The organism is Spirochaeta dissipatitropha, assembly GCF_054657935.1.
Genome location: NZ_BAAHXT010000006.1, coordinates 220994 through 233698 on the forward strand (window position 1 = coordinate 220994; position 12705 = coordinate 233698).

13 protein-coding genes are annotated in these 12705 nt (G+C 50.1%); 1 reads left to right on the top strand and 12 read right to left on the bottom strand.

Going from position 1 to position 12705, the window contains the following annotated elements:
• Window positions 1–28: 28 nt before the first annotated feature.
• The 5 genes from ACYQ2L_RS09405 to ACYQ2L_RS09425 are packed head-to-tail and all read right to left on the bottom strand — an operon-like array spanning window position 29 to window position 5189.
• The gene (locus ACYQ2L_RS09405; RefSeq protein WP_460054422.1) at window positions 29–2071 is read right to left on the bottom strand and encodes a M3 family metallopeptidase; all 2043 of its coding nucleotides are present in this window, start codon (window positions 2069–2071) and stop codon (window positions 29–31) included.
• A gap of 43 nt (window positions 2072–2114) precedes the next feature.
• The gene (locus ACYQ2L_RS09410; RefSeq protein WP_460054425.1) at window positions 2115–3887 is read right to left on the bottom strand and encodes a FliG C-terminal domain-containing protein; all 1773 of its coding nucleotides are present in this window, start codon (window positions 3885–3887) and stop codon (window positions 2115–2117) included.
• Window position 3888: 1 nt separating this feature from the next.
• The gene (locus ACYQ2L_RS09415) at window positions 3889–4134 is read right to left on the bottom strand and encodes a FliM/FliN family flagellar motor switch protein (RefSeq protein WP_460054429.1); all 246 of its coding nucleotides are present in this window, start codon (window positions 4132–4134) and stop codon (window positions 3889–3891) included.
• Window positions 4131–4364 (bottom strand): hypothetical protein, encoded by a 234-nt coding sequence (locus ACYQ2L_RS09420; RefSeq protein ID WP_460054431.1) that lies wholly within the window; start codon window positions 4362–4364, stop codon window positions 4131–4133. The genes ACYQ2L_RS09415 and ACYQ2L_RS09420 overlap by 4 nt, the downstream gene beginning before the upstream one ends.
• Before the next feature lie 54 nt (window positions 4365–4418).
• A complete protein-coding gene (locus tag ACYQ2L_RS09425; RefSeq protein ID WP_460054435.1) occupies window positions 4419–5189 on the bottom strand; it encodes a helix-turn-helix domain-containing protein in 771 nt (256 codons plus the stop codon).
• Between the two features lie 64 nt (window positions 5190–5253).
• Here ACYQ2L_RS09425 and ACYQ2L_RS09430 point away from each other — a divergent pair, with 64 nt between their 5' ends.
• Window positions 5254–5811 (top strand): gluconokinase, encoded by a 558-nt coding sequence (locus ACYQ2L_RS09430; RefSeq protein ID WP_460054440.1) that lies wholly within the window; start codon window positions 5254–5256, stop codon window positions 5809–5811.
• Between the two features lie 48 nt (window positions 5812–5859).
• On the opposite strand, the gene ACYQ2L_RS09435 is transcribed toward ACYQ2L_RS09430, so the two are convergent.
• The 7 genes from ACYQ2L_RS09435 to ACYQ2L_RS09465 form a co-directional block, all read right to left on the bottom strand.
• A complete protein-coding gene (locus ACYQ2L_RS09435; protein ID WP_460054445.1) occupies window positions 5860–6747 on the bottom strand; it encodes an EFR1 family ferrodoxin in 888 nt (295 codons plus the stop codon).
• 1 nt (window position 6748) lies between these two features.
• Window positions 6749–7699, bottom strand: a complete 951-nt coding sequence (locus tag ACYQ2L_RS09440; RefSeq protein ID WP_460054448.1) for an aldo/keto reductase family protein — start codon at window positions 7697–7699, stop codon at window positions 6749–6751.
• A gap of 66 nt (window positions 7700–7765) precedes the next feature.
• Window positions 7766–8140 carry a MerR family transcriptional regulator gene (locus ACYQ2L_RS09445; RefSeq protein WP_460054450.1) on the bottom strand — a complete coding sequence of 125 codons (375 nt, stop codon included), beginning with the start codon at window positions 8138–8140 and terminating at the stop codon, window positions 7766–7768.
• 48 nt (window positions 8141–8188) lie between these two features.
• Window positions 8189–9535 carry a metal ABC transporter permease gene (locus ACYQ2L_RS09450; protein WP_460054453.1) on the bottom strand — a complete coding sequence of 449 codons (1347 nt, stop codon included), beginning with the start codon at window positions 9533–9535 and terminating at the stop codon, window positions 8189–8191.
• Window positions 9532–10896 (bottom strand): metal ABC transporter permease, encoded by a 1365-nt coding sequence (locus ACYQ2L_RS09455; protein ID WP_460054457.1) that lies wholly within the window; start codon window positions 10894–10896, stop codon window positions 9532–9534. The genes ACYQ2L_RS09450 and ACYQ2L_RS09455 overlap by 4 nt, the downstream gene beginning before the upstream one ends.
• Window positions 10893–11675: a metal ABC transporter ATP-binding protein gene (locus tag ACYQ2L_RS09460; protein WP_460054462.1), complete on the bottom strand. Its 783-nt coding sequence runs from the start codon at window positions 11673–11675 to the stop codon at window positions 10893–10895. Before ACYQ2L_RS09460 ends, ACYQ2L_RS09455 begins: the two co-directional genes overlap by 4 nt.
• 15 nt (window positions 11676–11690) lie before the next feature.
• Entirely contained in the window at window positions 11691–12677 is a 987-nt protein-coding gene (locus ACYQ2L_RS09465; protein WP_460054464.1) for a metal ABC transporter solute-binding protein, Zn/Mn family, read from the bottom strand.
• Window positions 12678–12705 lie beyond the last annotated feature (28 nt).

A 12705-nucleotide genomic window follows, 5' to 3' on the forward strand; every position in this document is an offset into this window, starting at 1 on the left:
CCAGTGAACACAGAATGCAGAGGCTGGTTTACACCAGCCCCCGTTTTTTCATCATTGGTACAGGCTCCGGGTCACGGCCTCTGAAATTCCGGAAAGCCAGGGCTGGATCGATAGTATCCCCAGCAGAAAGAATGTTTTTCAGGAAGGATGCCGATAAATCCTGGTTAAAAACTTTTCCGGACTCCTCGAAGGCCTCGTAAGCATCTGCTTCCAGAACCTCAGCCCACATATAGACATAGTAGCCGGCTGCGTAGCCGCCGTCCGCAAAAAGGTGCAGGAAGTGCGGAAGGCGGTGCCGCATGCCGACAATTGCAGGCACACCGAGTTTGCTGCAGGTATCCCGCTCGAAAACGGAAATATCGAGTTGATCAAGCTCCTTCGGATCAGACATAGAGTGCAGAGCCATATCCACCAATGCGCTCGATGTGTAGGAGACAGTCATGAATCCCTGGTTAAACTCCCGGGTACTGCGGATGAGCTCGATAAGTTCATCGCTTATTACCTGTCCGCTTTTGGCATGTACAGCGAATTTCTTCAGTACCTCCGGTTCCAGGGCCCAGTTTTCATTGATTTGTGATGGAAGTTCAACAAAATCGCGGAGTACATTGGTGCCGGCAAGACGGGAGTAGGTAACATTGGAGAGAAGCCCGTGCAGTCCATGACCGAATTCGTGGAACAGGGTACGGACATCATCAAAACTCAGCAGACAGGGATTCCCGTCACTGGCTTTGGCGAAATTATTGTTGTTGATAATGATCGGATACTGAAACTGCTCCCGGTTTTTTGATTGATCCCGGAACTCGCTCATCCAGGCACCGCTTCGCTTGCTGGATCTGGCAAAATTGTCGCTGAGAAAAACCCCGGTTAGTTTGCCCGTGTTGTCGTGAACCTCGAATACTCTGACATCAGGATGATACATTGGAATTCCATGCTTCTCATGGAAGCTGATCCCGTACAGGCGTGAGGCACAGTCAAACATTGCGTTTATCATGTTATCAAGCTGGAAGTAAGGTTTAAGAACTGATTCATCCAGATTGAATTTTTCCTGACGAAGCTTTTCGGCATAGTAATCCCAGTCCCAGGCCTCCAGTTGCTCAGGTCCGTCCAGGCGAAGGGCAATAGCCTGCAGTTCAGCCAACTCTTCAGCGGCTCGTTTTTTGGCTGGCTCCCACACCCGCTCCAGCAGTTCCTGCGCAGCAGCAGGTGTCTTTGCCATTCGGTCCTGCAGGGCATGCTCAGCAAAACTCCGGTAGCCGAGTAGTGCTGCCTGTTCTGCTCTCAATTTGACGATTTTTGCTGCACCTGGTCTTGTATCGCGTTCCGGACAGGATTCCCCACGTGCCCGGAATGCCTTCCAGACTTTCTCCCGCAGATCACGCCTCGGTGAATACGTCATAAATGGATCAACGAGGGAGGGTGAGAGATTAATGACATAGCCTTCCATGCCCTTTTCTCGTGCAGCGGCTTGTGCAGCATCCAGTACAAAATCAGGTAATCCGGCTCTGTCCTCTTCTGTGGTGAGAGCTAAGGCAAATGCTGCTGCATCTCCGAGGACTGCCTGGGAGAAGTCGGTATAGAGGGAAGCAAGCTCTTCGTTGATTTCTGCGAAGCGCTTGCGGTTTTCGCCGCTGAGTTTAGCCCCGTTGCGTACAAAATCCATGTGGACCCGTTCCAGAAGACGATCTTGCTCTGGGTTCAGGTTAAGGGTCTTCCTCTGCTCGTACAGCTTGTCGATACGCTTGAAGAGTCCTTCATGGAGCGAAACCCGGTTCTCATGGGCTGCAATTTTCGGTGAAAGATCGCGTTCTGCTGCCTGTAGTTCCTTGCTGGTTTCGGAGGAGCAGAGGTTATAGAACACACCAAGTATCCGATCCAGGTTCCAGCCGCTTCTGTCGAACGCAGCCATGGTATTATCGAAATCCGGTTCGTCAGGATTACCTGCGATTGCTTCGATTTCCTGTTGATGCTCGCTCATTGCCTGCTCGAGAGCCGTAGCAAAATGCTCCGGCTGTATTCTGTCAAATGGAGGGAGACCGTAGTTCTGGTCCCATTTATCTGTTAATGGATTCATGTTCATCCAGTCATTCTGAGCGAGTCGGAGCTTGACGTCAAGCCTAATCGGTCATTTCACCTTCGCGAGCAATAACTATTTCTCCACTCTCGGTCAGTTCCTTGATTATCAAGACGATACGCTGTTGGGCGGCTTCAACATCACGGATTCTCAGCGGGCCAAGTCCTGACAGCTGTTGGTTGAATTCTGCAAAGCCATCTTCTGGAAGCACTGCCTCGAAATACTGCAGTACAATCGGATCTGTACTCTTGCATGCACGTGCGAGCTCGGCATAGCTGATGTGCTTCAGAAGCTTCCTCAATGCTGCTGGATCAAGAATTACAATGTCCTCAAAAACAAATAAACGCTTCTTGAGTTCTTCAGACAGCTGAGGTTCTGTCACGTTCCAGTCCTCGATCAGTTCACGTTCAATACTTCTTGGGGCATAACTCAGTATTTCAGCAGCCTTTTCAAGGCCCGTCTGGTCCGGACTATGCCTGCGTCCGGTTCTGATCACCGGTTCTAGAAAACGGCTGTAGCAGTGCAGAGCATGATCGCTGCAGCTGCTGCTGTGCATTATTCTGGCCATAATATCCTTCCGCTCTTCACTGCTGCATCTGTTCAGATATTCGGCTGCCAGTGGAGAGCCCAGAAGAGTCAGGATGGCCGCCTTGCTCTGGCTGTGTTCTGAACCGAGACGCTGCTGCAATGAATCAATGTGCTCTACCGTGAGTGCGCTGAAGACCTGATCAGGATCCATCGATTCCATGGGGATAATCTCCGTGTCCTCATTGTCCTGGATGAGTAATCCCGGATTGATGGATGCGTGTGCAGAAATCCGTTCCAGGGCAGCCTCCATCTTGCTGTTGAGTATTCTGAATCCGGAATCCAGCTGCTCGTGCACCAACTGTATGTAATGCTTCCCGGGAATTTCGAAGCCCAGTTCGGCAATTTCCGGTAAGGATTTCTGTGTCAAATCGATTTCTCCGGATAGTACTGTGGTTTTGCCCGCTGATATTTCGGCGATAAGTGAATCAGGAATTTCGATGCGGCTTCCCGGTTTAAGTTCTGCTACCTCTGCGACACTCATCTCCGGCAACAGCAGTCTGAACCGGGCATCGAATTCGAGCATTTCACTTCTGCGGCTTGCCTGCTCGGATGAGGCGGGAGAATATCCCTGACGGTGAATTCGGTGCCAGTACAATGGGTTCAGTTTTTCGAGCAGAGGCTCAAGCAGTTCGAAGGGGTACACGAGCCGGATGCTGCCTGCTGTATCCTTTGCACTGACTGCAAGTTCAACCATAATAATCATGGCAGTCGGGGGGAGTATCTGGGCATGATCAATCCTGGTTTCTGTATTCTCATGGGCTGTCCGCATGCCATCCACAAACCACCAGCATTTCTGCAGAAGATCAGCAGCAGCAGTTAATACAGGCTGCATGAGCATGCAGTCCAGCCGACTGGCTTCCCTGCGCATGAAGGCGGTTGTGCTGATACCTCCACCTCCGAGTATCTCAGCAGTTAAGTTTGTCAGAACCTGATCTATCTGCAGCAGTTGTCTGCGGGGAAGGGGAGACATGCTGTTGATCGAAATAACGGGATGTTCGGGAACCATGTCATTGAATTCCTCAAAACAGAGCTGATCGACTATCTTAACTCCTGCTGAAACCTCGGTTCGGAGAAAATCAGACAAAAACAAGCTGAGTTCTCGCGCAAATCGTTCATGTATCAGAGACATAGTCGTAATCTGACCGCGGGTAAATTTATCGGGTCGCGTGAAATCATAGGTCTTGATCTGTCCTGGTTCTTTCACTGCTGATCGACCATAAATTTTCATTTCAGTCCTCCTGGTTTTCATCAACGAGCCGGCTGATTCTCAGACCGAAATTCTCATCTATTACGACGACCTCACAGGTTGCAAACGGTTTGCCGGCTGCATAGAATCTGACTGGCTCTCCTGCGATGCTGTCCAGCTCTACAATCGACCCGGGGCCAAGTTCATTTAATTCAGCTATGCTGAGCTCATTTTCACCGATTACAACCTGTACTGGCACTTTTACTGCATCTACGGCTGACAATTTCATTTTCCTGCCTCCTGGATTACAAAGTATGTTTTTCCATTCTCGCTCTGTATCGAGCCTTCTGCTACGACTGTTCCGTTCAGTTCAAGTACAACATGGGTAGGCTGTACCGGGAACGGCCCCGCATAGCCTGCCTGTTTCATTGATTTGATTCCGTTGACAGAACTGCTGAAGGAACAAATATATAGTGCTGGCTGGAGGGATAGTCCCTGGCTTGTTTGATTCTTACTCATGCGTCCTCCTTATCTGTATATAATTATGTCTTGATTTGCTGCTGTAGACTGACACTATTCTGAATTCCTGCGACGATATTCCGATGGTGAGCAGCCGGTAATTCGCCTGAAATAGCGGTTGAAAAAAGAAATGTTGTTGTAGCCAAGAGAGAGGGCAATTTCCAGTATAGAACTCCGGCTCCGTTTCAGCAGGTAGCAGGCCTGCCGTATTCTTACCTGGTTGATATATTCAAAAAGGCTGCTGTCAGTACTCTGCTTGAATAAGCGAGAGAAGCTGCTGCTGTTGAGGGCACATCTGTTGGTGAAAAATTCCAGTGTGAATTGCCGGCTGAAATTCCTGTCGATATAGATCAGAGCATCACTGATGGTCCAGACCGGTTTGAAATCCAGTCCCTCTGCTGTATTTCTCCGGATAATCAGTATACAGAGGCATAAGATATGCAGGATATTGGCTTCTGCCTCGTTGTATGCTCCGTAAGCGCTGTTCAGGATTGTTTCGGCTTTTTTTATGAGCTCCGAAGTAAATAGACTGTCTTCCTTACTGATCGCTGATGCATAGACGCTTGTGTTTGGAATATGCATTGACGATTCCATGCTGTTCAATGCCTGAAGAAAAAAGCCTGTGGGGCAGCTAAGAACCTGGTTCTGTCCTCTCAAATCGATGCGCTCCTGTCGCAAGGGAGGAACAAGCATGAGCGTAGGAGCTGAAACCGTTCTGTTCCCGCTGCTATCGGTAAGGGAGCTGCTTCCGCTGGTGATCTGAATGAGGTGGGCCGAGCTGTAACTGAGTCCGCTGCGGTTTTTATGCAGCTCAATCTTCTCCATATACAGCAGTATAGGCTACAATAGCTTACGGTACTTGCACTATTTTCATTTTCAAGGAGTTGCTATGGATTTTATTCTGCCGGATTGTATTGCAGTTATGGGGGTCGCCGGCTGCGGAAAGTCGACAGTCGCCGCCAGGCTTGCCGGAGAATTTAAGGGCCGCTTTCTTGATGCCGATGATTTTCATTCTGCTGAGGCAAAGGCTCGGATGGCATCCGGAAAGCCCCTCGACGATGAAATGCGGTTCCCCTGGGTACATCGTCTGACTGAGGAAATCCGGGCGGCTTCTGCGGGAGAACGGCATGGACTTCCGCTTTTTCTTGCTTTTTCAGGACTCAGGCAGGCGCATCGGAATTTACTAAGGGAAACAGCTGTTCCCCTGTTATTCCTGTACCTGAAGGGTAGCCGGGAGATACTTCTCGAACGGATGGAATCCAGGATCGGGCATTTTATGTCTCCTGACCTGATTGACAGTCAATTGGCTGCAATGGAGGACAGCAGCTGTGAGAGCGATGTACTGCCTGTTGATGTCGGCCAGCCTCTTGATGATGTTCTTGAAAGCTGTCGGCAGGCACTTATGCTTCGCTGCAGCCGCGATACTTTTTCAAAGCAACATTGCTGAGTAGTCAGGGTTGAGTAGTCAGAAAACTCCACCATAACCGCTTCTGCTTTACTTCTCTGCTGATAGATATATGCGCTCCAGGTATGCTCGGACAGCTTTCATGTGTGGACCTTTACAATATGGCTCCCATCTGCCGGGTTTGTACTCCTGCATACGCCGCTCCAGCTGCTTCAGAGAGTAGCCCTGTTTGAGAACTGTTGGATTTCCTGAATAGAGCGCCTGTTCCGGGCACAGGTATACACAGCCGTAGCAGGCAGAGCATTGATCACGAAATCGGGGTCGATGGTTTTCCATTACAATATTCGCAGCCGGGCAGAGTCTGCTGCAAATTTCGCATCCCGTGCAACTTTCCCTGACTCTGATAGAGAGGGCGAATCTGTGCGCCCATCGTTGCTCCATTCGGCTGACAGCGGAAAATACTCGAGATCGTGTTTGTTTGCTGCACCGTTGTTCAACACCGGAATGCAACTGCAGTGCAATTTGTGAACATTTAACACGTATTGCCTGAAGCAGATGCATGCTGAGTTCATCATGGTAGCCAATCAGAAAATTACTCGGCATTATGAGCATATCCTCATGGACTACTCTGCTGCCATGTGTTTCCAGGAGCCTGATCAGCCCGATTCGACTGCCGCGATTCGGCCCGATCTCCCCGCCGCCTGACACTGATACGACCGCAGACTTTGGAACAGTACCTACTTGCAGATACTCCTGGAGCCATTTATAGACTATCTGCGGTGCGTCAAAGGCGTGCACAGGGAACAGAATTACAAGCATGTCTGCATGCTTGGGGTGCAGACTGCAGAATTCATTATTGCCCATTGATATGTGCTCTTTTTCTGTCTGGTTTCCGAGAGCTGTAAGCTGTTCCCTCAGGCTTTCAGCGGCCCGTGCAGTTCCGCCGGTACCGCTGAAACAGGCAATATGTACCTTCATGCTATGCAGGAAACAACTGATTGATCTTCTTCAGATCATCTTCCTTCAGCTGTACGCCGGCGGCTTTTACATTGCTTTCCACCTGTTCAATGCTGCTGGCTCCGGTGATCACCGAGCTGATTCCCTTTTGCTGAAGTATCCAGGCAAGTGCAAGCTGACCAATGTTCAGTCGATAGCTTTCGGCAATTTGTTTTAAACTGTCGATACGTGAAAGGAGATCACCGTCACTCAGCTGATCTTTCATGAACATATTCAGTTTATCGTTCTCGCCTCGGCTGCCGGCAGGGATTTTACCGCCGGAGTATTTTCCGGTAAGCAAGCCTTGCGCAAGAGGTGAGAAGTTTGCAGTTCCCATTCCAAGATTTCGGGTGACCGGCAGCACATCTTTTTCTATGTAGCGGTTCAGCATGTTATACAGCGGTTGGTTGACAACTGGCAGATGCCAGCCCTTCTGCTTGCAGATGCCCCAGGCTTCAGCGATCTGGTCTGCAGACCACTCGCTGGTTCCCCAATAGAGGGTTTTGCCTTGTCTGATCATGTCTTCCACTGCTTCAAGGCTTTCTTCAAGCGGGACTTCAGGATCAAAACGGTGACAGTAAAAGATATCTACATAATCAAGTTTGAGCCGCTGCAGACTTCCATTCAGCGAATCGATGATATGTTTTCGACTGAGGCCGCGGTCGACTGGGTGTTCACTCATTGGCCAGAAAGCCTTGGTTGCGATTACAAGATGTCGGCGGTTAAATTCCGGCAGGATTTCTCCGAGTAACTGCTCAGCTTCACCTGCATTATAGACATCTGCTGTATCGATGTAGTTTATACCCAGTTCGATTGCCTTCCGGATGATGCTGCGGGCGCTTTCGAGTTCGACCTGATTGCCGAATGTCAGCCATGATCCATAGGCGATTTCGCTTACGCGGAGACCCGATGTTCCTAGATTTCGATATTCCATAAAATTGCTCCTTTGCTGATAGTGCGATGAGGAATTGTGGAGATCTCCACAATTTCCTCTTCATATTTATATTTTTTGTTTACGTTGTTTGAACCATTGTATCTTGCCTTCTACCCGTTCCAGCATGGTTTTGAGTTCTTCCATCTGCTGCAGCACCTTGTTTCGATGGGCTTGCAGGATCATGAGCTGTTCATCCAGGCGACTGTCGCCATTCCGATGCAGCTCGGCGAAGCGCTTGATATCATCGAGATTCATGCCTGTGCCCTTGAGACAGGTGACAAAACTGAGCCATTCGATGTCCTCACTGCGGAATCTTCTGTGTCCGCTTGAGCTGCGGGGGATATCTTTAAGAATGCCTTCTTTCTCATAATACCGCAGGGTGTAAGGACTGAGACCGCTGTGACGGCTCACCTCCTGGACGCTGTATCCTTGATTACTCATACATACAGTCTAATTCCTAGAGTTAACTCAAAGTCAAGCAAATATGCATTATTCGGGAATGTTTTTTCCTTGCGGGTCAATATCTACACCGCTGAAGTGACTGGAGAGAGCTTCCTGCAGCTGCTCATCGGTGTAATGTTCCAGAAGATCGGCTGCCTGGTGAAGCTCCTCTATACCCTGTCCACCATCCTGGAAGAAGTAGAGCTCCCAGAGTCTGTGTAGTCGCAGCAGTCGGCTGGCTTCCTGGGTTCCCTTGTCTGTCAACGCGTACTTTCCTGCTTCACGACGCACAAGTGATTTCAGCTGCAGTAGAAGCAGTGCCGGCTTGAGCATTCCAGATGCGGCCTCAAACGGCGATTTTGCTATTGTCCGGAATTTTTTTCTGCTGATGCCGGGGATGATGAGTTCCTGAGCAAACACAGGCTTGCTTTCAGCAGCCTGCTGTTCATTATTACGAGCCAGCAAACCGAGTATATCCTGCTGGGCTATCTGCAGTTTGAGTGACATTCTGTTTTTTGCCTTTGCAACAAGCCCGTATTCAGGGGCACAGATGAGAGACAGAATGAAGATTATTCCAAGGATAGTTGTCATGCTGCCGGAGCTGCTGGTATCCTCAAATCCGAATACAGGTGGTATGCTGATTGCGGCAATGTGACCGAATACAGCGGCGATTGCTGCAAGAAATACACTGGTCAATACAAATGGGACCAGTTTTTTTGTGAGAAGATGAGCACAGGCTCCGGGGACAATCAGCATTCCTATTACCAGGATGCTTCCCACGGCTTCAAAGGCGGCAACGGTAGTGACCGCTGTCATGGCCATAAGCAGGTAATGCATTCCGGTGCCGCTGATGCCCAGGGTACTCGCCAGAGCAGGGTCAAAGGTTGATATTCTGAATTCCTTGAACAGTAGTATAACTATTGTGCTGTTCAGCAGAAGTACCAGTCCGAGACGAAGCACTGCTTCGGGAATCTCGAAGCCGGCAATTGTCCTTGTGTATAAGGGTACCAGCTCGACCGCTCCGTACAGAACATGCTCAGGATGTATGTCGACATGCCTGGCAGCCTGTTCAATCAGTATGAGTCCAATAGCGAAGAGAATGGTAAATACAACACCAAGTGATGCTCCGTGTTCCAGTTTGCCATGACGCTGCACCAGTTCAACCAGAAAGGCGCTGAGCAGCCCAATAGCACCAGCACCAATCAGCATTACTGTGGATGACCGGCTGCCGGTTATAATGAACGCAATCGCTATTCCAGGCAGTACAGAGTGGCTGATTGCATCGCCCATCATGCTGACTTTCTTGAGTACGAGGAATGCCCCTGTCAGTGCGCAGGATGCTCCCGCAAGTATGCCTGCGACAACTATCCAGGTATCCAGTGAGGTCCACATCATATCTGTCCTCCTGATTCTTCCTGATCCCCGGCGGCGAGTGAGTGTATGCTGATGGGGAGCTGTTGTCCGTATGCCGGCAGCAGGGCTTCGAGCTCGGCTACCAGACTGTCGCCGAGTACATGTTCGATGTAGTCAGCAGAGTGATCGACGTGCGCGGCTGCAACATCTGCATGCTCGAGAAGGTATACCTCCCACAAGCGGTGGTTTCTGGTAACCCGGGCTGCATGGACCTTGCCTTTTTCTGTCAGAATCCATGGTTCACCGGGAATCCGGTAGATAAGCCCTTGCTTCATGAGATTCTTCAGGGAGTTCTTCAATACGGATTGCTTCCATCCCCGCCGCTGCATGAGCCAGTGGATTTGTTGATCAGATGTGCTGTCCATACAGAGTTCTCTGCATTCAAACAAGGCACGCAGCATATTCTGCTGTAGCGTTTTTTTCCGGATCGAGCGGGCATGCAACAGTAAGCGGAGCACCCCGTTTTTTGAACCGAAGAGAAGACTGATAATGAAAAAGCTCCCAAGGACAGTAACAATAACCGCACCGGCGGGAAGCCTTGGAGCGGCTGCACTGATACTAGTTCCAAGATACCCGCCGACTGCGCCGAATAGGGCCGAGAGCATCAGCATTTTTTTCAGTGAATAGGTCCAGAAGCCTGCTGATGCCGGCGGAATAATCAGAATCGCAATTACCAGAATGATTCCGACAGCCTGAAGTCCAATTATAGTAACAGTGACAGCCAGAATCATCAGCAGAAGATCCAGCTTCTGTACCGGCCATCCGTCTCCGGCAGCGAAGCCTGAATCGAATGTGAAAAGTCGAAACTCCTTGAATAAGGCGATTGAGATAAAAACCACACAGAGCGCAGTAATGCCAATGATCAGGGCGTCAGTTCTGACCATGGAGGCGGTTTTTCCAAAAATGAAGGATTCAAGTCCAGCTGCCTGAGCTCCCCTCATCTTCTGTATTATGCCGAGAAGCGTCAGTCCGAATCCGAAGAATACGCTCAGAACTATTCCGAGTGCTGCGTCCTGTGACAGGCGGCTTGCCTTGGTAATGCCGATAACGCACAGCATGCCGAGCAGTCCTGACATCAGCGCTCCGAGCATCAGAAAGACGAGACTCTTGCTATCCATTCCAAGATTATGCATGACCAGAAAAGCGATTGCGACTCCTGGAAGAGCAGAGTGGCCGACGGCATCAGCAAGCAGCGCTCTTTTTCTGAGCAGCAGGAACACTCCGATTACGCCCCCGGCTATGCCCAGGCTGATAGTCCCGAACATTACCACCCTGGTGTTATAATCGCTGAGCAGCAGAACGCGGATCAGGCGATCTATGGTCGGGTTTCCTGAAGGGTTCATGGCTGATTCCCTCTGCCGATTGCGTCAACTGCCCGGTCGAGCAGTGTCAGCCGGCCGCCATAGGTTCGCTTCAGATTTTCCGGGGTGAAAACATCTTCTGCTTTGCCGGCAGCGACGACCCGCATATTCAGCATGATAAGGTAGTCAAAATATTCCCTTACTGTCTCCAGGTCATGATGTACCACAAAGACGGTTTTCCCCTGTTTTCTGAGGCGTTGCAGGATAGCAATAATGGCTTTTTCCGTAGATGCATCCACCCCGGCAAATGGTTCATCCATGAAGTAGATGTCAGCGTCCTGTACCAAAGCTCTAGCCAGAAAAATACGCTGTTGCTGACCTCCTGAAAGACGGCTAATCTGCCGGTCTGCCATTTCAGCCATACCGACCTCGGACAGTCCCTCCATAGCCCGCTTTTTATGAACTGCACTTACAGGTTTGAACCAGCCGATCTTGCGGTACAGGCCCATCGCAACCAGTTCGAGTGCGGTGATCGGGTAATCCCAGTCTACGCTTTCTCTTTGAGGAACATATGCCACAATTCTGCGTTGTTGTCTGTAGGGTTTGCCGGCTATCTCAACCGACCCTGCGGTATGCGGAACAAGATCGAGAATTGCCTTGATGAGTGTGCTTTTACCGGCACCGTTAGGACCGATTATACCGGCCACTACTGAATGGGGAATCTCCAGATCGATATCCCAAAGAACAGGTCTCCGGTGATATGCTACGGTAAGATCCTGTACATACAGTGCTGGTATACCGGTTTCTCGATCTTGCTTCATTGATGCATCCTTTTTTTAACGGGGACTGAGTCGGTTTTTCCACCCGCGATCAGGTGCCTGGCCGCCGAGGGCCCGGACGATGGTGCTTGCATTATGATCCATCATACCGATATATGTTCCTTCATAGCTGCCGGCAGGCCCCATCGCATCTGAAAACAGTTCGCCACCCAGTACCAGATTATGACCGCGGGCTTGTGCACCTTCTATTACAGCCTGTAATGCCCTGTCGGGTACAGTGCTTTCTGCAAAGACGGCCTTGATTTTTCGGTCACTGACCATTCTGACCAGCTGATTGATATCATCGAGGCCAGCTTCGGATTCTGTACTCATTCCCTGAACACCGAATACCTCGATATTATATGCAGCACCGAAATAACCGAATGCATCATGTGCCGTCAACAGCACCCTGTTTTCCATAGGTATGGTGGCAGAGATTTCCCGGATGTAGCTATCTAATTTCTGCAGCTGCTCGCGATATGCTGTCGTATTGCGGCTGAAGTCTTCGCTGTGAGCCGGATCGTAATCCTTGAGCACGCTTTCCACCACCTCCAGTGCCCTGATCCATAATGAAACGTCCATCCACAGATGCGGGTCATAGGCGTTTTCATATTCCTCATCATCCAGGAGGTAGGATTCCTCGATGAGCTCGGAGACGGCATGGACTGGCTTGTTTCGTGCGAGTTGTACCAGAGTGTCGCCCATTCGTCCTTCCAGATTCAGTCCGTTATAGAAAATGAGATCTGCATTCTGCATTCTGGCGATATCTGCCCGGGTCGGGCGGTACAAATGGGGATCAACTTCTTCTCCCATTAGTACCTCGACAATTACATGTTCAGCGCCGACTGCCGAGACCAGGTCGCCAATCATTCCTGTGGTTGCAACTATCTTGATTGGGTAGGAACTGTCTGTGTTACCTTCCTGTCTTCCGGCTGCTGACAGGTTCATAGCAGAACACGATAGAATTACTGCAGATACAGCGGTATAGATAAAAAGCTTTTTCATATGACATCCTTTTTGCTTGTCAATCGTT

What these genes read in the sequence shown, in the direction of transcription:
- ACYQ2L_RS09405 (WP_460054422.1), bottom strand. Translation starts at nt 2,071, where the DNA reads ATGAATCCATTAACAGATAAATGGGACCAGAACTACGGTCTCCCTCCA.
- ACYQ2L_RS09410 (WP_460054425.1), bottom strand. Translation starts at nt 3,887, where the DNA reads ATGAAAATTTATGGTCGATCAGCAGTGAAAGAACCAGGACAGATCAAG.
- ACYQ2L_RS09415 (WP_460054429.1), bottom strand. Translation starts at nt 4,134, where the DNA reads ATGAAATTGTCAGCCGTAGATGCAGTAAAAGTGCCAGTACAGGTTGTA.
- ACYQ2L_RS09420 (WP_460054431.1), bottom strand. Translation starts at nt 4,364, where the DNA reads ATGAGTAAGAATCAAACAAGCCAGGGACTATCCCTCCAGCCAGCACTA.
- ACYQ2L_RS09425 (WP_460054435.1), bottom strand. Translation starts at nt 5,189, where the DNA reads ATGGAGAAGATTGAGCTGCATAAAAACCGCAGCGGACTCAGTTACAGC.
- ACYQ2L_RS09430 (WP_460054440.1), top strand. Translation starts at nt 5,254, where the DNA reads ATGGATTTTATTCTGCCGGATTGTATTGCAGTTATGGGGGTCGCCGGC.
- ACYQ2L_RS09435 (WP_460054445.1), bottom strand. Translation starts at nt 6,747, where the DNA reads ATGAAGGTACATATTGCCTGTTTCAGCGGTACCGGCGGAACTGCACGG.
- ACYQ2L_RS09440 (WP_460054448.1), bottom strand. Translation starts at nt 7,699, where the DNA reads ATGGAATATCGAAATCTAGGAACATCGGGTCTCCGCGTAAGCGAAATC.
- ACYQ2L_RS09445 (WP_460054450.1), bottom strand. Translation starts at nt 8,140, where the DNA reads ATGAGTAATCAAGGATACAGCGTCCAGGAGGTGAGCCGTCACAGCGGT.
- ACYQ2L_RS09450 (WP_460054453.1), bottom strand. Translation starts at nt 9,535, where the DNA reads ATGATGTGGACCTCACTGGATACCTGGATAGTTGTCGCAGGCATACTT.
- ACYQ2L_RS09455 (WP_460054457.1), bottom strand. Translation starts at nt 10,896, where the DNA reads ATGAACCCTTCAGGAAACCCGACCATAGATCGCCTGATCCGCGTTCTG.
- ACYQ2L_RS09460 (WP_460054462.1), bottom strand. Translation starts at nt 11,675, where the DNA reads ATGAAGCAAGATCGAGAAACCGGTATACCAGCACTGTATGTACAGGAT.
- ACYQ2L_RS09465 (WP_460054464.1), bottom strand. Translation starts at nt 12,677, where the DNA reads ATGAAAAAGCTTTTTATCTATACCGCTGTATCTGCAGTAATTCTATCG.